Consider the following 16,018-nt stretch of genomic DNA (forward strand, 5'->3'; position numbering starts at 1 on the left):
CACCGGTCCTCCGTCCTCGGTGGCGGACCCGTCTACCCTGGAGAGACGGGCAGGGGACGGGGCACGCCGTCCCTCCCCGGGCCCCAGCCGCGGAGGCGGAAGGGCGGCGGAACCATGTTCTTCAGGGATCGCACGGACGCGGGGCGGCAGCTCGCCGCCCGGCTCGACCACCTCAAGGGCCAGGACGTCGTGGTCCTCGGGCTCCCGCGGGGTGGCGTGCCGGTGGCGGTGGAGGTCGCCGAGGCCCTCGACGCGCCGCTCGACATCTGCCTCGTACGGAAGCTCGGGGTGCCTCACCAGCCGGAACTCGCGATGGGGGCGCTCGGGGAGGGCGGCGTCCGGGTCCTCAACGAGCGGGTGATCCGTGAGACCGGTGTGGGTGAGCGCGCTCTCGCGGCGGTGGAGGAGCGGGAGCACGCGGAGCTCGACCAGCGCGCCCTGCGATATCGGGGCAGCCGGGCGTCCGTGCCGCTCGACGGGCGGACGGTCGTCGTGGTCGACGACGGGCTGGCCACGGGGGCCACGGCGCTGGCGGCCTGCCGGGTGGTCCGGGCCCGGGGCGCCGCCCGGATCGTCCTCGCCGTCCCCGTGGCACCGCGTGGCTGGACGACCCGCCTCGGCGGAGAGGCCGACGAGACCGTCAGCGTGCACGCGCCGGAGCTCTTCTTCGCGATCGGGCAGTTCTACCGGGACTTCTCGCAGACCCCGGACGCCGAGGTCATCGCCGGCCTGGAGCGGAACAGGACCGCGCGTGTCCCGGTCGTCCAGGACACGGACGTCAGGATCCCGGTCGGGGGCGTCGCCCTCGGCGGGCGGCTCGCGGTGCCCGAGGACGCGGGCGGCATCGTCCTGTTCGCCCACGGCAGCGGCAGCAGCCGGCACAGCCCCCGGAACCGGGCGGTCGCCACCGCGCTCAACCGGGCGGGTCTCGGGACGCTGCTCTTCGACCTGCTGACCGAGGCGGAGGCGACCGACCGGGCGCACGTGTTCGACACGCCGCTCCTCGCCGGGCGGCTCGCCGGGGCCACGGAGTGGCTGGCCGCGCGGCCCGAGAGCACCGGGCTCCCGATCGGGTACTTCGGCGCGAGCACGGGCGCCGCCGCCGCGCTGTGGGCGGCGGGCGATCCCGCGTCCCCGGTGAGCGCCGTCGTCTCGCGCGGCGGCCGGCCGGACCTGGCGGCCGAGCACCTGGCCCGGGTGCGCGCCCCGACGCTCCTGGTGGTGGGCGGTGCCGACGCGCTGGTCCTGGACCTCAACCGGCGGGCCCTGGAGCTGCTGCGCTGTGAGAACCGGCTCGCCGTGGTGGGGGGCGCCGGGCACCTCTTCGAGGAGCCGGGCGCCCTGGAGGAGGTGGCGGACCTCGCCACCTCCTGGTTCGCCGGGCACTTCCGGCGGCAGGGGATCAGTACGCCGAGTTGACGTTGTCGATGGAGCCGTAGCGGTCGGCCGCGTAGTTGCAGGCGGCGGTGATGTTGGCGACCGGGTCGAACAGGTCCATGGACGTGCCGGGCACGTGGTAGGCCAGGAAGGTCGGCTCGATGACCTGGAGGAGGCCCTTCGAGGGGGTGCCGGCGACCGCGTTGGAGTCCCAGAGGTTGATGGCCTGGGGGTTGCCGGAGGACTCGCGCATGACGTTGCGGTAGATCCCGTCGTAGGAACCGGGGATGTTTCGCTGGCCCATGATGGCCAGCGACTCACGGATCCAGCCGTCGAGGTTGTCGGCGTAGTTGGTGGCCGCGATCGGGGCTGCCTTGACGGCGGCGGAGGGGGCGGCGACGGCCGGAGCGGCCGCGGCGGCCGAGGAGCCCGTCCCGGTGGCGACGGCAGGGGCGGCAGCGCGGCGCTCGGAGCGGCTCGCCCGCTCGTTCGTGGCGGACTTCTTCGCCTTGGCCTCGGCGGGGACGGCCTTCACGGAATCCCGACGAATCGTCAGTTCAAGACCGGGGTGAATGAGTGACGGGTTGTCACCCACGACGCTCTTGTTGGCGTGGTAAAGGCTCTTCCAGCCGCCCTGAATTCCCTTCTTGTGGGCGATCAGAGAAAGCGAGTCACCACTCACGACGGTGTACGTACGCGCGGCGGCCGGGGCCGTGGGGGCCTTGACGGCGATCGTCGCGGCGGGAGCGGCGGGAGACTGGACGGCGATCTGCGGGGCGCCGGACAGCGGCGCGGCACCGGCGACGGCCGGGGCGATGAGGGGCAGGGTCAGGGCGACGCCACCGGTGCCGACCAGGGCGAGGCCGCGGGAGACGTGGCCGAGACGGGGGCGGCGGTGCTTACCGTGAGCAGGCATGACGGTTTCCTCTCCGGCGCCTGCGGGGTGAGCTGTCGGGTTCGGACGGGAGATGTCCGGCCGCGCGCACGCGGCTGCACCCCGAGCCGTTCCGGATTCCGGACCGGCGTATTCGTGGGTCCCCCGCTCCTGCCGTCGGGTGAAAAGGGAGTTTTACCGAGCGGCGGCAGGATTGGGCGTTCCGCTCGAATGGAGGTGACCGTAGGCCAGTAATGCGATCGATAACAAGGGGAGCGGATGTCGGGTATCGGGAAATGGATCACCGAATTCGCGGAATTCAAGATCGATGCCGCCGCGGGACCGTTGAACTTCCTTGCCCGGTACGGGGTGGGCGGAGATGCCGGGAAGGGGCGGGGCTCGATGAGTGAGTCGCGTCACCCGGGGCACAATGTCCGAATATGGGTTTTAATTCCGTGCTGGGTAAATAGGGCGGAAATCTCCGCGACGGGGCGTTCGGGCGGGCGACTCTCCCGGTGGGTTCAAAAGTCGCAAAACAGACATTCTTCTTGAAGGATGGAGGGAGCCGACCCAGGAGCCGCAACATGCCACCTTCCGCCTCCCTCCTCAGCCCCGACAGCCTCGACCGCGAGGCGGCCGCCCTCTTCGAGAGCGCCACCTGGCAGCGGATCGTCACGGACTGGACCGCCCCCGAGGAACCGCCCCCGGCGGAGGAGGGCTGGCGGGAGCTGCTCAGCGTGCCGGTGGACCGGCTCGTGGCCGACGCCCTGGCCGCCCTGCCGCCGGAGCTCCCCGGCGAGCGCCGGCTCCCGGGACGGCTCGGGGCCGTGCTCCCGGACCGGCTGCACTCCTGGCGCCGCATCGGCCAGGCCCGGCTGCGGCCCTCCGTGCACCTCGGGTACGCGCGCCTGGTGCTGACGGAGTGGGGTTGGCAGAACGCCCCCTACAGACTGCGTGACGTCCGCGGAGCGCGCTGCGTCTGCGGCGCCCTCCTCGCCGCCCACCGCCTCGGCTACGGCGGCGCGGACACCATGAACGAGGCGGCCGCCTGGATCATGACCGAGCTCCGGTCGCGCGGGTGGCACGGCCTGATCGGGCCGTGGAACCGGGCTCCCGGCCGTACGGCCGCCGACGCGGTGGCGCTCCTCGACGCCACGGTCCGCCGCGCCGCGCACGCGGGCCGCTGACCCCGTGCCCGCCTGCCGGGCGGCGACCGGAGGCCGCCGCCCGGCAGGCGGGGGAGGAGGGGGTCAGCCGCTGACGCTCGGGGCGCCGGTCTCGATGTGGCCGGTGTACCGGCGCGACCAGGTCCCGTCGATGTCGGCGAGGACCGTGAAGTCGTACCAGCCGCCGTTGTACGCCACCGCGTTGAAGAAGTCCTCGCGGCTGGAGTTCGCAGGCACCGTGTACGTCCACGGACCGTCCGAGCGGTAGGCGTTCGAGCGGATCGTGAAGGTGACCGGGCCGGCCGAGCTGTTGGTCATCCTGAACCACAGCGCGGTCTTGCCCGTCCCCGACTCGGGTGCGAACCGTGCGGCCACCTCGACGGCCTTGCCCGCCTTGGAGGCGTCCCCGATGAACCGGCGCAGGAAGCGGTTGGGGCCCATCATCGAGATGTCGTACTTCCCCGAACCCGACCCCAGGCCGATGTTGAAGAAGTCCGTGGCCGTGTCGCCGGGGTCGACGGTGTACTGCCAGGCGGCGGTGTCCCGGTACTGGTGCGGATGGATCGAGAAGTGCGCCGACCGCTTGGCCTCCGCGCCCTGGTTGGTCATCGAGAACCAGGCCAGGATCTTGCCCGCGGCGCCGAACTCGAAGCGGTCGAGGTTGCCGTTCGCCTGGTACGGCAGGGCGCGTGCCGGACGGGTGCCGGGCTCCTGCGCGGGCAGTGCGTTGTTCTGCGGGGCCGGGTTCGGCAGCGGGCCGCAGGTGGCCTGCCCGATGACCTTCGCCGTGGAGGGGAGGTCCGCGGGCACTCCGTACACCGGGTGGGCGAAGTCGAAGACGCCGGTCAGATCGCCCGTGACCTTCCGGCGCCAGGCGCTGATGTTCGGACAGGTGGCCGGGGTGCCGAGCGCCGCCGTCCAGGTCTCCATGAAGCGCAGCACCGACGTGTGGTCGAAGACCTCGGAGCTCACCCAGCCACCGCGCGTCCACGGGGACATGACAAGCATCGGGACGCGGAAGCCCAGGCCGATCGGGACGCCGTCCAGGTACTCGCCCGCGGTGCCCGGAGGGGCGACCGGCGGCGGCACGTGGTCGAAGAAGCCGTCGTTCTCGTCGTAGTTGAGGAAGAGCACCGTGGAGTCGAACACCTCGGGGTTCGCGGCCAGCGCGCGGTAGACGAGGTCGACGAAGTGGGCGCCGTCCCCCGGCGGGGCGTACGGGTGCTCCGAGAAGGCCTCGTTCGCGACGACCCACGACACCTGCGGCAGGGTGCCCGCGACGACGTCGGCGCGGATCGCCGCGGCGATGTCGTCCGGCGTCGAGCCGGTCACCTTCGGGACCGAGCCCATGCCCCGGTCGTACAGCGGGTCCCCGGGCCGCGCGTCGGTGAACTTCTTGAAGTACGCGAGGCCGTTGTCGCCGTAGTTGTCCTGGGCGTTCTGGTAGACCTTCCAGCTCACCCCGGCGCGCTGGAGCGCCTCGGCGTACGTCTCCCAGGTGAGGCCCGACTCGTCGCCGCCGTCCTTGCTGGAGCCGTCGATCTTCCCGCTCCACAGGAACGTGCGGTTGGGGCCCGTGGCGCTCAGCGTCGAGCAGAAGTACGCGTCGCAGATGGTGTACTGGTCGGCGAGCGCGTGGTGGAAGGGGATGTCGCCGCGGTCGAGGTGGCCGAGGGACCGGGTGTTGCCCACGCCCGTGACCCAGTTGTCGAGGCGCCCCTTGTTCCAGGCGGCGTGCTGCGAGGTCCAGCTGTGCGGCAGGTCGCCGTTGCACTGGGCGAGGGTCTCGCCGTCGACGCCGCCGGCGGCCGGGGTGTCGCTGAGCTTCCAGGGGTACTGGCGTCCGCCCCAGTTGGGCTGGTTGAACATGCCCCAGCCGCCGGGCAGGTTGCCGGCGGCGCGGTCGCCGAAGCCCCGGACACCGCGCAGGGTGCCGAAGTAGTGGTCGAAGCTGCGGTTCTCCTGCATGAGGATCACCACGTGCTTGACGTCCGTGAGGGTGCCGGTCGCGGTGCTCGCGGCGGCCGACGCCTGGACCGGCGGCAGCGCTGCCCCCGCCATGAGCCCCGCGCCGATCCCGACGAAACCCCTGCGGCTGATGGGAATCATGCCCCGCCTCTCCTGTCACGGTGTGCCCCAGCGGCACGTCGGAGACATGATGGGGGAGGGGAGCCTAAAGGTATACAGCCGTGCGGTAATTACTGTGTGAACACGCGAAGTCCTTGAGGTGGGGGCTCACCGATTGGTCCGACTTCAGACCAATGGGTCAGGTAGCAGTTCGGGCGGCGCGTCGGACGGTACGTCAGACGGTGAGGACCTTCACTCCCGCTTCCGTGAGCCGAGCCACCGTCTCGGAGGTGATGCCCGTGTCGGTCACCAGCAGGTCGATCTGGTCCAGGCCGCAGATCCGCGCGAACGCCCGGCGGCCCATCTTCGAGGAGTCGGTCACCACGACCACCCTGCTCGCCCGCTCCGCGAAGAGACGGCTGATGCTCGCCTCGTCCTCCTGGTGGGCCATCACGCCGAGCTCGGCGTCGACCCCGTCGACCCCGAGCACCACCACGTCGAGCACGACCTCGTTGAGCACGCCGACCGTCAGCGGCCCCACCAGCTCGTAGGTCTGGGGGCGGGCGACACCGCCCGTGGTGACGATCTTGATCTGCGGACGCACCGCGAGCTCGCCCGCGATGTTCAGCGCGTTGGTGACCACGGTCAGCGCGGGCCCGGCCGACGTCGCTCCCGGGGCCTCGGCCCGGCCGCTCGCGAAGCGCAGCGCGAGGGCCCGTGCGACCTCCGTCGTCGTCGTGCCCCCGTTCAGGCCGACGACCTCGCCCGGCGCCACCAGGTCCGCCACCGCCTCCGCGATCCGCCGCTTCTCCGGCGCGTGCCGCGTCGACTTGTACCGCAGCGGCAGCTCGTACGAGACGCCGTGCACCACCGCCCCGCCCCGGGTCCGTACGAGGAGCTGCTGCTCGGCGAGCTCGTCGAGGTCCCGGCGGATCGTGGCCGCGGAGACGTCGAGCGCGGCCGCCGCCTCCTCGACCTCCAGCTTCCCCGAGGCCGCGAGCAGCTCCAGAAGCGTGTTCCACCGCTCGTGCTTGGACATGGGTCCCTCCCTCCACCGGGGCCGCGCCCGCATGACCACCCCGCTCGTGCGCGCGTCCGATTCTAGCCGCCAGAAGGTGCGGGATCTGGAAAGAGGCTGCATGTTTCTGCTTGAATGGGAGCGTCTTCAAGCATCTTCCATCATCATCGCGCATTCTTCTTGCAAGGAGATCGGCATGACCACCACCCGCACCGCCGTGGAGATCGCTTCCCAGCCGGCGACCTGGCTCCAGGCGGCCCGCACCCTGTCACAGCACGTCGCGGCCCTGCCCCGGCGCGGCGAGCGGGTCGCGGTGATCGGCTGCGGCACCTCCTGGTTCATGGCCCTCGCCTACGCGGAACTGCGCGAGTCGGGCGGCCACGGCGAGACGGACGCCTTCGCCGCCTCCGAGTTCCCCTACGGCCGCCGCTACGACCGGGTCGTCGCCATCACCCGCTCCGGCACCACCAGCGAGGTCCTCGCCGTGCTGTCCCGGCTGCGCGGCACGGTGCCCACCGGCGCGATCACGGCCGACCCCACGACCCCGGTGATGGACCTCGCCGACGAGGTCGCCGTCCTCGACTTCGCCGACGAGGAGTCCGTCGTCCAGACCCGCTTCGCGACGACCGTGCTCGCCCTCTTCCGCGCGCACCTGGAGTCCGAGGACGCCCTCCCGGAGGGGCTCGCCACCGTCGAGGACGCCGCGCGCGACGCCGAGCAGGCCCTCACGTCCCCGCTCGACGAGAGCGTCCGCGGGGCGGAGCAGTTCACCTTCCTCGGGACCGGCTGGACCTACGGACTCGCCCTGGAGGCCGGCCTGAAGATGCGCGAGGCGGCCGGCGCCTGGACCGAGGCGTACCCCGCCATGGAGTACCGCCACGGTCCGATCAGCATCACCGGCCCCGGCCGGGTGACCTGGGGCTTCGGCCCCCTGCCCGCCGGACTCGCGGACGAGGTGCGCAAGGTCGGCGGCACCCTCGCCGAGAGCGACCTCGACCCGCTGGCCGAACTCGTCCGCGCCCAGCGCCTCGCCGTCGCCGTCGCCGAGGCCCAGGGGCTCAACCCGGACACCCCCCGGAACCTCACCCGTTCCGTCGTCCTCGCCGACGTCCATGCCTGACCTCCGCCCCGCACCCGCCCACCCCACGGGAGAAGCACCATGCCGCTGACGCCCACCGACGAGATCGTCCGCCGCGCCCGCGCCGCGGGCACCGGGGTGGGGGCGTTCAACGTCCTCCAGCTCGAACACGCACAGGCCATCGTGACCGGCGCAGAGAACGCCGACCGGGCGGTCGTCCTCCAGATCAGCGAGAACACCGTCCGCTACCACGGAGCCCTCGAACCGGTCGCGCTCGCCTCCCTGGCCGTCGCCCGCGCAGCGAAGATCCCCGTCGCCGTCCACCTCGACCACGCCGAGAACCCCGACCTCGTCCGTGAGGCCGTCGCCCTCGGCCTGGGCTCGGTCATGTTCGACGCCTCGAAGCTGCCGTACGCGGAGAACGTCGCAGCGACCCGCGAGGTGGTGGAGCACTGCCACAGCCACGGCGTCTGGGTCGAGGCCGAACTCGGCGAGGTCGGCGGCAAGGGCGGCGCCCACACCCCGGGCGTGCGCACCGACCCCGAGGAGGCCCGCGCCTACGTCGCCGCCACCGGCGTCGACGCCCTCGCCGTCGCGGTGGGCAGCGCCCACCAGATGGTGACCCGCGACGCGGTTCTCGACCTCGACCTGATCGCCCTGCTGCGCGCGGCGGTGGACGTTCCGCTCGTCCTGCACGGTTCCTCCGGGGTCTCGGACCCGCACCTGACCGAGGCGGTCACGGCGGGCATGACCAAGGTGAACGTCTCCACCCACCTGAACAAGGCCTTCACCGCGGCCGTCCGGGCCCACCTCGCCGAGCACCCGGACACGGTCGACCCGCGCCACTACCTGACCCCGGCCCGTGCGGCCGTGGCCGGGGAGGTCGCCCACCTCCTGGCCGTCCTGTCACCGTGACGGCCCCGCCCGCGTGACCCCGCCCGCTCAGACATCCTGAAGCGCCGTCAGGAGGTCCCGCACCGCGGGCAGGGCCAGCGAGGACTCCCGTACGGCCGCGTGGATCGCGCGGACCGGCTCCGGACCGCGGACCTTGCGGACCACCACGTTCGGATGGCGGCTGCCGAGGCCCATCAGCGGGATCAGGCTGATGCCGAGACCGGCCGCGACGAAGCCCTGCGCGGTCGCGTACTCCTCGCACTCCACCGCGATGTCCGGGGTGAACCCGGCTGCCGCGCACGCGTCGAGCACCGCGTCGAGACAGGGACCCGGACGCTCGCTGCCGACCCACGGCTCGGCCGCCAGGTCCGCCAGATCCACGGCCCCTCGGCGGCCGGCGAGCCGGTGGCCCCGGGGCAGGACGGCGCGGTACGGGTCGTCGACCAGCGGGACGAGCCGGAGACCGTCGCCGGACGTCTCCGGTCCGCCCCGGGGCCGTACGAGGAGGGTGAGGTCCGCCTCCTCGTCGGGCGCGCCGTCGGCGATCCTCAGGTCGACCCGTACGCCGGGGTGTTCCGTACGGAAGCGAGCCAGGGCCGGTGCGACCAGGTCGGCGCCCGCCGTCGCGAAGTAGCGGACCGAGATCTGCCCGGTCCGGCCCGCCCTGAGATCGGCGAGGGCCGTCTCCGCCTCGGCGACCTGACGGCCGATCACGGCGGCGTGCTCGGTGAGCAGCCGCCCGGCGGCGGTCGGTCGCACACCCCTGCCGAAACGTTCGAGCAGGGCGATGCCGGCCTCCTTCTCCAGGACGGCGATCTGCTGACTCACGGCGGAGGGGGTGTACCCGAGGTGCCCGGCGGCGGCCGTGACGGATCCGCTGGCCACGACGGCCCGGAGCACCTGCATGCGTCTCACATCCAGCATGTAGCAGAGCTTAACGCCGGATGCACGAACCTTCGCTTGTCCTGTCGGCTCGGGGCCGGGACCGTGGAGGCATGACTTCGGCGATACGCATGGGCGTCCTGGCCCTGCTCTGGGGCTCCGGCTTCCTCTGGATCAAGATCTCCCTCAACGAGGGCCTCACCCCCGGGTGGATCACCTTCGTCCGGTGCCTCCTCGGCGCGGCGGTCCTCCTCGCGCTCGCGTACGGAGCAGGGCAGCGGCTGCCCCGGGACCGTGGCACCTGGGGCCGCCTCCTCGTCGCCGCCCTCCTCTGCAACGCCCTGCCGTTCCTCCTCTTCTCGGTCGGCGAGCAGACCGTCGACAGCGGAGTGGCGGGCGTCCTGAACGCCACCACCCCGCTCTGGTCCCTCCTCATCGGCCTCGGCCTCGGTACGGAACGCCCGCTGCGCCCCGCCCGCCTCGGCGGACTCGCCCTCGGCTTCACCGGCGTCCTGCTGATCTTCGCCCCCTGGAGCGCGGGCCCCGGCCTGATGACCTGGGGAGCGCTCGCCCTGCTCGGCGCCTCCATGAGCTACGCGGCGGCCTTCGCCTACATGGCCCGGCGGCTCACCGGCCGGGGCACCGCGCCCCTGGCCCTCTCCGCCGCCCAGCTCCTCGCGGCGACCGTCCTCAGCACCCCCGCCCTGACGGCAGGCGGTCCGGCGACGGTGACCGCGACCGGCGTGCTCGCGGTCCTCGTCCTCGGCGTCTTCGCGACCGGGCTCACCTTCCACCTCAACTACCGCATGATCGCCGACGAAGGCCCCACGAGCGCCGCGACCGTCGGCTACCTGCTCCCGGTGGTCTCCGTGACCCTGGGCGCCCTGATCCTCCACGAGCCCCTGACCGCCCGGGTCCTGACGGGCATGACCATCGTCCTGGTCGGCGTCGGCCTGACCCGGGTGCGGGCGAGGCCCGCGCGGCGCGCCGCGACGGCCGGAGCGGGCGGGCGGGCCGGGGTCCCCGGGGCGTCTCCGGGACGGACGGGACGGCGGCCGGCGGCCGACCGGGCCTAGTGTCCAGCCGTCCGCTCGGCCGTTCCCGGTGACCGCGCGGGCACAACCTGTGGGACCTGAAGGCCGTGTACCGCGGTGACGGCGCGCACCCGCGGACCTTCTGCGGCGGCCCCAGCGACGGCTGGGGCCAAGCGGTCGCGAACAACTCCGCCTCCGCCTACAGCTGGTACGAGGGCTACTGCGCGACGGTCTCCTCCTACAAGTGCTACGCGGGCACGAGCTCCGGACTGTTCGACACCTTCTCGCCGCGCTCCGGCCATCTCCGGCTGTTCGGCCGGGGGAGCGCCCGCCGGAGGGCCGGCGGCCGAGCGGGCCCTGCGCGCCGAGGACGCCGAGGTCGTCCTCGGCGGCAGCGGACTGCCCCCGGAAGCGTTCGCCGCCGCCGGCCCCGAGGTGCGCGCAGGCACCTTCCACGGCCGGAAGATCCCCGACGGCGGCTGCTTCACCGTGGCCCGCGACGCCTCTGCACCTCCGCCTACGGCTCCTCGCCGCTCGTGGCCCGGCTCTCCGGCCGTTCCTTCCCGGAGGCGACGAAGGACCCGGCGGTCAAGAAGGTGTTCGGGCGCTGGTCGGCCCGCATGAAGGCCGAGGCGTTCACGTACGCCGACCCGACCGCCCTGTTCGACGACCCCCGCTTCGGCCGCGAGCCGCACCCGGTCACGCCGCTGGAGACCTCCACGGCCCTCACGGAGGGGGACGGCCGGAGCCAGGCGGTGGCGCGCCGAGGGTGCGGGGGCCTCGGGGTGCCCTCGGCGCCTACACCTCCTGGACGACCGGTTCGGCGACGAAGAGGGGGATCTCACGGTCCGTCTTGCGCCGGTAGTCGGCGTAGTCCGGGAACGCGGCGACCGCCCGCTCCCACCACGCCTGGCGCTCCTCGCCCGTGACCAGGCGGGTCTTCATGTCCCACAGGTGCGTACCGTCGCGCAGCTCGATCAGGGGCGTGGCGACCAGGTTGTGGTACCAGACGGGGTGCTTGACCGCGCCGCCGTTGGACGCGACGAGCGCGTACGCGCCCTCGTGCTCGACCCGCATCAGCGGGGTCTTGCGGAGCTTGCCGCTCCGGGCGCCGAGGCTCGTGACCAGGACGACGGGCAGGCCACGCATCGTCGTGCCCCGCGTGCCGCCGGACGACTCGTACAGCTCGACCTGGTCGCGCACCCACGTCGTCGTGCTGGGCTCGTACTCGCCTTCGAGGGGCATGGGGGGCGTCCTTTCGGATGGCGGCCGGTGTCGCCGGCCTGCTTGCCCCGACGCTATCCGACGCTCCGTGCCGCCACGGCGCACCGAGCGACGGAGAGGCATGCGTGGCGGAGGCGGCCGCCCCGGTTCCCGGCCACCGGAGCGCCTGATTCAGCCAGGTGAGACCCCTTCTCCGGGGGTTCGATTGCAGGCGTATGGCGGATGCATGACAAGACCTCAACTTCCTTGAGGAGCACCCGTGGAGAGGTCAGGCTGCTGTGCACAGCGGGACCGGACACACCGGTCCCGACCGTGTACGTGGCCCCACGTGCACCCCCCCACAGTCGCGCCGCCCCACCCTTCGGGCGCGACGTCCATGAGGAGGACTCCCGCGCATGGCACTCCCCAAGAGCTCCAAGACCCGCCTCGCCGTGACGGCTTCCGCCGCGACCGCCGCCGCCCTGCTGGGCACCTTCGCCGCCGTGCCCGCCCAGGCCTCTCCGGCCGAGGGCACCGTCCTCGCGGCGGGCTCGGCCGACGCGGTCCCCGGCAGCTACATCGTCACCCTCAAGCAGGGCGCGGGCGTCAAGGCCGCCTCCGCCGAGGGGCGGAAGCTGATAGCCGGCTACGGCGGCACGGTCCGCAAGACCTTCGGATCCGCCCTCAACGGCTACACGGCCACCCTCGGCGCGACCGAGGCCCGCCGCCTCGCCGCCGACCCGGCCGTCGCGTCCGTCGAGCAGAACCAGGTCGTCCGCGCCGACGCGACCCAGGCCAACGCGCCCTGGGGCCTGGACCGCATCGACCAGGCGGATCTGCCGCTCTCCGGCACGTACACGTATCCCGACAGCGCCGGCGGCGGTGTCACCGCCTACGTGATCGACACCGGCGTGCGGATCACCCACTCCGAGATCGCCGGGCGGGCCGTGAACGGCTACGACGCGGTCGACGGCGACTCGGTCGCGCAGGACGGCAACGGGCACGGCACACACGTCGCCACCACCATCGCCGGATCCACCTACGGCGTGGCCAAGGCGGCGAAGATCGTCGCCGTCCGCGTCCTCGACAACAACGGCTCCGGTACGACCGCCGGCGTCATCGCGGGCATCGACTGGGTCACCGCCAACCACACGGCGGGCGCCCCCGCCGTGGCCAACCTCTCGCTCGGCGGCGGCGCCTCCACCGCCCTCGACAACGCCGTGAAGAACTCCATCGCCGACGGCGTCACCTACGCGGTCGCCGCCGGCAACTCCGGCACCAACGCCTCCTCCTCGTCGCCCGCCCGTGTCGCCGCCGCCCTCACCGTCGGCGCCACGAGCAACACCGACGCCAAGGCCAGCTGGTCCAACTACGGCTCGGTCCTCGACCTCTTCGCCCCCGGCGTCTCCATCACCGCAGGCTGGAACACCAGCGACACCGCCACCAACACCATCTCGGGCACCTCGATGGCCACCCCGCACGTGGCGGGCGCGGCCGCCGTCTACCTGGCGGGCCACACCTCCGCCACCCCGGCCCAGGTCGCCACGGCCCTGGTCAACGGCGCCACGCCCAACAAGGTGACCAGCCCGGGCAGCGGCTCCCCGAACCGGCTCCTGAAGATCGTCCAGTAGCCGTGCACGGAACCGCCCCGGAGGCCGCCCGCGCCTCCGGGGCGGTTCCCGTCTCCGCCGATCCCGCGAGGGCCGGGTCAGGACACGGGCCGCAGCACGGACTGCCGTGTCATCCGCGCGAGCTGCTCGACATCGGCGTGCGCCATGTCCTCCGAGGCGTTGAACATCACGAACCCCACGCTTCCCTTGTCCGCCCAGGAGCACATGGTCCTGGGCGTCCCCGTGAGGTTCTCCTCGTACCGGGAGCACCGCATCCAGCCGCCGTAGGCGCCCGCGTCCGCCGTCCAGCCGTCGCCGAGCGGGGTCACCCCCGGCGTGCTCGACAGGAGCGCGTCGGTCTCCTCCACCACGGCGGCGGTGGCGTCGTGGAAGTCGCCGACCGTCACGGTCACCGCGAGGTCCGACCCGTCGCCCGAGCCGCCCGTGTAGAAGTGGCTGAACGAGGACTCGCCCCGCCTGCCCGGGTCGTTCACCGCGGTGCCGCCGAGGTCCTCGCCCATGTCCATCCGCGTCATCCCGCGGAAGCTGTACGGGGCGACCGCCTCGTACCGCGGGTACGCGCTGTACTCGACGTACCTGAGGGCACCCGTCGTCGCGCCGGCGCCGAGGACCACGGCCGTACCGGCACCGATGAGGGCCAGCTCGCGCCGCGGACGGCGCGGGACGGCGGGCAGCGACGGCTCCGCCGCGGCGGGACCGACGTCCACCACGGCCGAGGCCCGCTCCCCGCCCCGCGCGCGTGCGTCGCGCAGGAGCAGCCGCAGTGCCAGGAGCGGCACATCGGCGAGCACGGCGAACGCGAACGGGATCCAGAGCGGGAACCCGTCCAGCACGTGCCGCGCGATCACCAGCGCGGCCACGACCAGCTGGGCGGCGAACAGATACTCGGGCTTCCGGCGGGCGAGGTACCGCAGCGGCGCCCGTCCCGGGCGGGCGAGGGCGGTGAGCGAGGCGTCGAGGACCGCGAGCCGCCGGTCGTACGGCGCGAGGGCCGCCTGCCGGCGCGCCTCTTCCCCGGCCGCCTCCGGCGAGGCGGCGGTGGTCAGCGCGTGGACGACGTCGTGGCGCTGTACCCGGGCGGCCGACGGCCCCCTGGACGCGGCGGCGAGGACGGAGGTCGGCTCGCCGGCCCGCCGCAGCTGGGGGAGTCCGGCGCCAGCTCGCGGAGCCGGTCCAGGAGGACGGGGCCGCGCGCGTGGCGTCCGGGACGGTCCAGGGGGTCGGAGCGCAGACAGAGTTCGGCGTACCCGGCGAGGAGGTCGAGGTGGTCGGGGAAGGCGTCGAGGGCCCGGCGGAAGACCCGCTCGGCGTCGTCGTCGTGGTCGTCGTCGTCCTCGGCCGTGTGCGCGCGGGCGAGGACGAGGAAGAGCGCGGGCTCGGGACCGTCCTCCTCCAGGGCCGTCTCCGCGGCCTCCCGCGCCTCCGCGTACCGGCCCGCGGCGATCAGCGCGGTCGCGCGAGCGCACGCGGCCCCGGACGCGGACGCATCCCCGGACGCATCCCCGGACGCAGACGCGGACGCGGCCCCGGCCCCGGACGCGGGCACGCCGTCTTCTTCGCTGTGCAAGAGTCCCACCCCTGAAGTTCCGGCCGATCGTTTCCGGCCGAGAGGCGCCACTATCGCCTCCTGCGGAATGCCTGGTCAACCGCGTATCGAAGGGTTCCGGGCCGCCCTCGCCCCCGCGCCCCGCCGGGTCCCGGGAAGGTCCCGCCGGACCCTTGAGAGGATCGTCGGGACGACCGTCCGGTCCCGCCCCCCTCAGGAGCAACTGGTGCACACCCTCGCGTACGCCGACGTCAAGACCGCCGCCGACCGGATCGCCGGCCACATCCGCCCCGTCACGGTAGCCCCCGCCGACCCCGGGACCGAGCCGTACGAGCTCCACCTCGCGCTGGAGCTCATGCAGCACACCGGCTCCTTCAAGGCCCGTGGCGCACAGAACTTCCTCCTCGCCCACCGGGAACGGGGCACCCTCCCGGCTGCCGGCGTCACCATCGCCTCCGGCGGCAACGCGGGCCTCGCCTGCGCCTGGGCGGCACGCCGCCAGGGCGTCGGGGCCACCGTCTTCCTGCCCGCCACGGCACCCCGGGTGAAGGTCGACAAGCTGCGCGCCCTCGATGCCGACGTCCGGCTCGTCGGGACGGAGTACGCCGAGGCGCTCGCCGCCTGCGAGGCGTTCGCGGCCGGGACCGGCGCCCTCGCCTCCCACGCCTACGACCACCCCCTGATCGCGGCCGGGGCCGGCACCCTCCTCGACGAGATCCACGAGCGGATCCCCGGCCTCGACACCGTCGTCGTCGCGGTCGGCGGCGGCGGGCTCTTCGCCGGCGTCGCCACCGCCGCCCGGCACCACGGCATCCGTACCGTCGCCGTCGAACCCGAGAACTGCCGCGCCCTCGACGCCGCGCTCCGGGCCGGACACCCCGTCGACGTGACCGTCGACTCCGTGGCGAGCGATGCGCTCGGCGCCCGCCGCGCCACCTCCCTCGCCGTGAACGCCGCCCACGACGACGCGGTGCACTCCCTCCTCGTCACGGACGCCGACATCGTCCGCGCCCGCCGGGCCCTCTGGGACGACCGCCGTCTCGCCGTCGAACACGCCGCCGCCACCGCCCTCGCGGCCCTGGCCGGCCGGACCGGGGACCGCCCCGCCGGAACCGGCTACCGCCCGGCGCCGGGCGAGAAGGTCTGCGTCGTCCTCTGCGGCGCCAACACCGATCCCACGGACCTGGCGCAGCCGCACTAGGGGGTGTCTTTCCGATCACCGGATCGGTGGTCCGGCCGTGAGGGATG

15 protein-coding genes and 1 riboswitch are annotated in these 16,018 nt (G+C 73.4%); of the genes, 7 read left to right on the top strand and 8 right to left on the bottom strand.

Annotated features, from left to right (window positions below; genetic code table 11):
• Positions 1-114: 114 nt before the first annotated feature.
• A complete protein-coding gene (locus ACN9MM_RS37470; RefSeq protein ID WP_426368254.1) occupies positions 115-1,419 on the top strand; it encodes a phosphoribosyltransferase family protein in 1,305 nt (434 codons plus the stop codon).
• Here ACN9MM_RS37470 and ACN9MM_RS37475 read toward each other — a convergent pair.
• The gene (locus ACN9MM_RS37475) at positions 1,403-2,293 is read right to left on the bottom strand and encodes a transglycosylase SLT domain-containing protein (RefSeq protein WP_426368256.1); all 891 of its coding nucleotides are present in this window, start codon (positions 2,291-2,293) and stop codon (positions 1,403-1,405) included. The genes ACN9MM_RS37470 and ACN9MM_RS37475 overlap by 17 nt on opposite strands.
• A gap of 2 nt (positions 2,294-2,295) precedes the next feature.
• A riboswitch (cyclic di-AMP (ydaO/yuaA leader) is annotated at positions 2,296-2,454 on the bottom strand.
• 381 nt (positions 2,455-2,835) lie between these two features.
• Between ACN9MM_RS37475 and ACN9MM_RS37480 the strand changes: the two genes are divergently transcribed.
• Entirely contained in the window at positions 2,836-3,438 is a 603-nt protein-coding gene (locus ACN9MM_RS37480) for a DUF6197 family protein (RefSeq protein WP_426368258.1), read from the top strand.
• A gap of 63 nt (positions 3,439-3,501) precedes the next feature.
• Here the strand turns inward: ACN9MM_RS37480 and ACN9MM_RS37485 are convergent, their stop codons facing one another.
• Both ACN9MM_RS37485 and ACN9MM_RS37490 read right to left on the bottom strand, forming a co-directional pair.
• Positions 3,502-5,526 carry a phosphocholine-specific phospholipase C gene (locus ACN9MM_RS37485; protein WP_426368260.1) on the bottom strand — a complete coding sequence of 675 codons (2,025 nt, stop codon included), beginning with the start codon at positions 5,524-5,526 and terminating at the stop codon, positions 3,502-3,504.
• 193 nt (positions 5,527-5,719) lie between these two features.
• Positions 5,720-6,523, bottom strand: a complete 804-nt coding sequence (locus ACN9MM_RS37490; protein WP_426368262.1) for a DeoR/GlpR family DNA-binding transcription regulator — start codon at positions 6,521-6,523, stop codon at positions 5,720-5,722.
• Between the two features lie 175 nt (positions 6,524-6,698).
• Here ACN9MM_RS37490 and ACN9MM_RS37495 point away from each other — a divergent pair, with 175 nt between their 5' ends.
• On the top strand, positions 6,699-7,622 hold the full coding sequence (locus ACN9MM_RS37495; protein ID WP_426368264.1) for an SIS domain-containing protein: 924 nt from the start codon (positions 6,699-6,701) through the stop codon (positions 7,620-7,622).
• 39 nt (positions 7,623-7,661) lie between these two features.
• Positions 7,662-8,495, top strand: coding sequence for a class II fructose-bisphosphate aldolase (locus ACN9MM_RS37500; RefSeq protein ID WP_426368266.1), 834 nt, complete (start codon positions 7,662-7,664; stop codon positions 8,493-8,495).
• A 27-nt stretch (positions 8,496-8,522) separates the two neighbouring features.
• Here the strand turns inward: ACN9MM_RS37500 and ACN9MM_RS37505 are convergent, their stop codons facing one another.
• Complete coding sequence (locus ACN9MM_RS37505; RefSeq protein ID WP_426368268.1) at positions 8,523-9,398, bottom strand: LysR substrate-binding domain-containing protein; 876 nt, start codon at positions 9,396-9,398, stop codon at positions 8,523-8,525.
• Positions 9,399-9,469: 71 nt separating this feature from the next.
• Here ACN9MM_RS37505 and ACN9MM_RS37510 point away from each other — a divergent pair, with 71 nt between their 5' ends.
• Positions 9,470-10,432, top strand: a complete 963-nt coding sequence (locus tag ACN9MM_RS37510; protein WP_426368270.1) for a DMT family transporter — start codon at positions 9,470-9,472, stop codon at positions 10,430-10,432.
• Between the two features lie 475 nt (positions 10,433-10,907).
• Here ACN9MM_RS37510 and ACN9MM_RS37515 read toward each other — a convergent pair whose 3' ends face one another.
• Both ACN9MM_RS37515 and ACN9MM_RS37520 read right to left on the bottom strand, forming a co-directional pair.
• Complete coding sequence (locus ACN9MM_RS37515; RefSeq protein WP_426368271.1) at positions 10,908-11,111, bottom strand: hypothetical protein; 204 nt, start codon at positions 11,109-11,111, stop codon at positions 10,908-10,910.
• Between the two features lie 77 nt (positions 11,112-11,188).
• Positions 11,189-11,635: a nitroreductase family deazaflavin-dependent oxidoreductase gene (locus ACN9MM_RS37520; RefSeq protein ID WP_426368273.1), complete on the bottom strand. Its 447-nt coding sequence runs from the start codon at positions 11,633-11,635 to the stop codon at positions 11,189-11,191.
• A 374-nt stretch (positions 11,636-12,009) separates the two neighbouring features.
• On the opposite strand from ACN9MM_RS37520, the gene ACN9MM_RS37525 reads away from it, so the two are divergent.
• Positions 12,010-13,224, top strand: coding sequence for a S8 family peptidase (locus ACN9MM_RS37525; RefSeq protein ID WP_426368274.1), 1,215 nt, complete (start codon positions 12,010-12,012; stop codon positions 13,222-13,224).
• 77 nt (positions 13,225-13,301) lie between these two features.
• Here the strand turns inward: ACN9MM_RS37525 and ACN9MM_RS37530 are convergent, their stop codons facing one another.
• The gene (locus ACN9MM_RS37530; protein WP_426368276.1) at positions 13,302-14,084 is read right to left on the bottom strand and encodes a hypothetical protein; all 783 of its coding nucleotides are present in this window, start codon (positions 14,082-14,084) and stop codon (positions 13,302-13,304) included.
• A 182-nt stretch (positions 14,085-14,266) separates the two neighbouring features.
• Positions 14,267-14,770 (bottom strand): tetratricopeptide repeat protein, encoded by a 504-nt coding sequence (locus ACN9MM_RS37535; RefSeq protein ID WP_426368278.1) that lies wholly within the window; start codon positions 14,768-14,770, stop codon positions 14,267-14,269.
• A gap of 226 nt (positions 14,771-14,996) precedes the next feature.
• On the opposite strand from ACN9MM_RS37535, the gene ACN9MM_RS37540 reads away from it, so the two are divergent.
• A complete protein-coding gene (locus ACN9MM_RS37540) occupies positions 14,997-15,971 on the top strand; it encodes a serine/threonine dehydratase (RefSeq protein WP_426368279.1) in 975 nt (324 codons plus the stop codon).
• The last annotated feature ends 47 nt before the right edge of the window (positions 15,972-16,018 follow it).

Source organism: Streptomyces sp. E-08 (genome assembly GCF_049913095.1).
Lineage (GTDB): Bacteria > Actinomycetota > Actinomycetes > Streptomycetales > Streptomycetaceae > Streptomyces.

Excerpts from the sequence above, each read along its gene's own strand:
- ACN9MM_RS37500 (WP_426368266.1), top strand. The coding sequence starts at position 7,662 with ATGCCGCTGACGCCCACCGACGAGATCGTCCGCCGCGCCCGCGCCGCG.
- ACN9MM_RS37520 (WP_426368273.1), bottom strand. The coding sequence starts at position 11,635 with ATGCCCCTCGAAGGCGAGTACGAGCCCAGCACGACGACGTGGGTGCGC.
- ACN9MM_RS37470 (WP_426368254.1), top strand. The coding sequence starts at position 115 with ATGTTCTTCAGGGATCGCACGGACGCGGGGCGGCAGCTCGCCGCCCGG.
- ACN9MM_RS37485 (WP_426368260.1), bottom strand. The coding sequence starts at position 5,526 with ATGATTCCCATCAGCCGCAGGGGTTTCGTCGGGATCGGCGCGGGGCTC.
- ACN9MM_RS37510 (WP_426368270.1), top strand. The coding sequence starts at position 9,470 with ATGACTTCGGCGATACGCATGGGCGTCCTGGCCCTGCTCTGGGGCTCC.
- ACN9MM_RS37495 (WP_426368264.1), top strand. The coding sequence starts at position 6,699 with ATGACCACCACCCGCACCGCCGTGGAGATCGCTTCCCAGCCGGCGACC.
- ACN9MM_RS37475 (WP_426368256.1), bottom strand. The coding sequence starts at position 2,293 with ATGCCTGCTCACGGTAAGCACCGCCGCCCCCGTCTCGGCCACGTCTCC.
- ACN9MM_RS37505 (WP_426368268.1), bottom strand. The coding sequence starts at position 9,398 with ATGCTGGATGTGAGACGCATGCAGGTGCTCCGGGCCGTCGTGGCCAGC.
- ACN9MM_RS37525 (WP_426368274.1), top strand. The coding sequence starts at position 12,010 with ATGGCACTCCCCAAGAGCTCCAAGACCCGCCTCGCCGTGACGGCTTCC.
- ACN9MM_RS37490 (WP_426368262.1), bottom strand. The coding sequence starts at position 6,523 with ATGTCCAAGCACGAGCGGTGGAACACGCTTCTGGAGCTGCTCGCGGCC.
- ACN9MM_RS37480 (WP_426368258.1), top strand. The coding sequence starts at position 2,836 with ATGCCACCTTCCGCCTCCCTCCTCAGCCCCGACAGCCTCGACCGCGAG.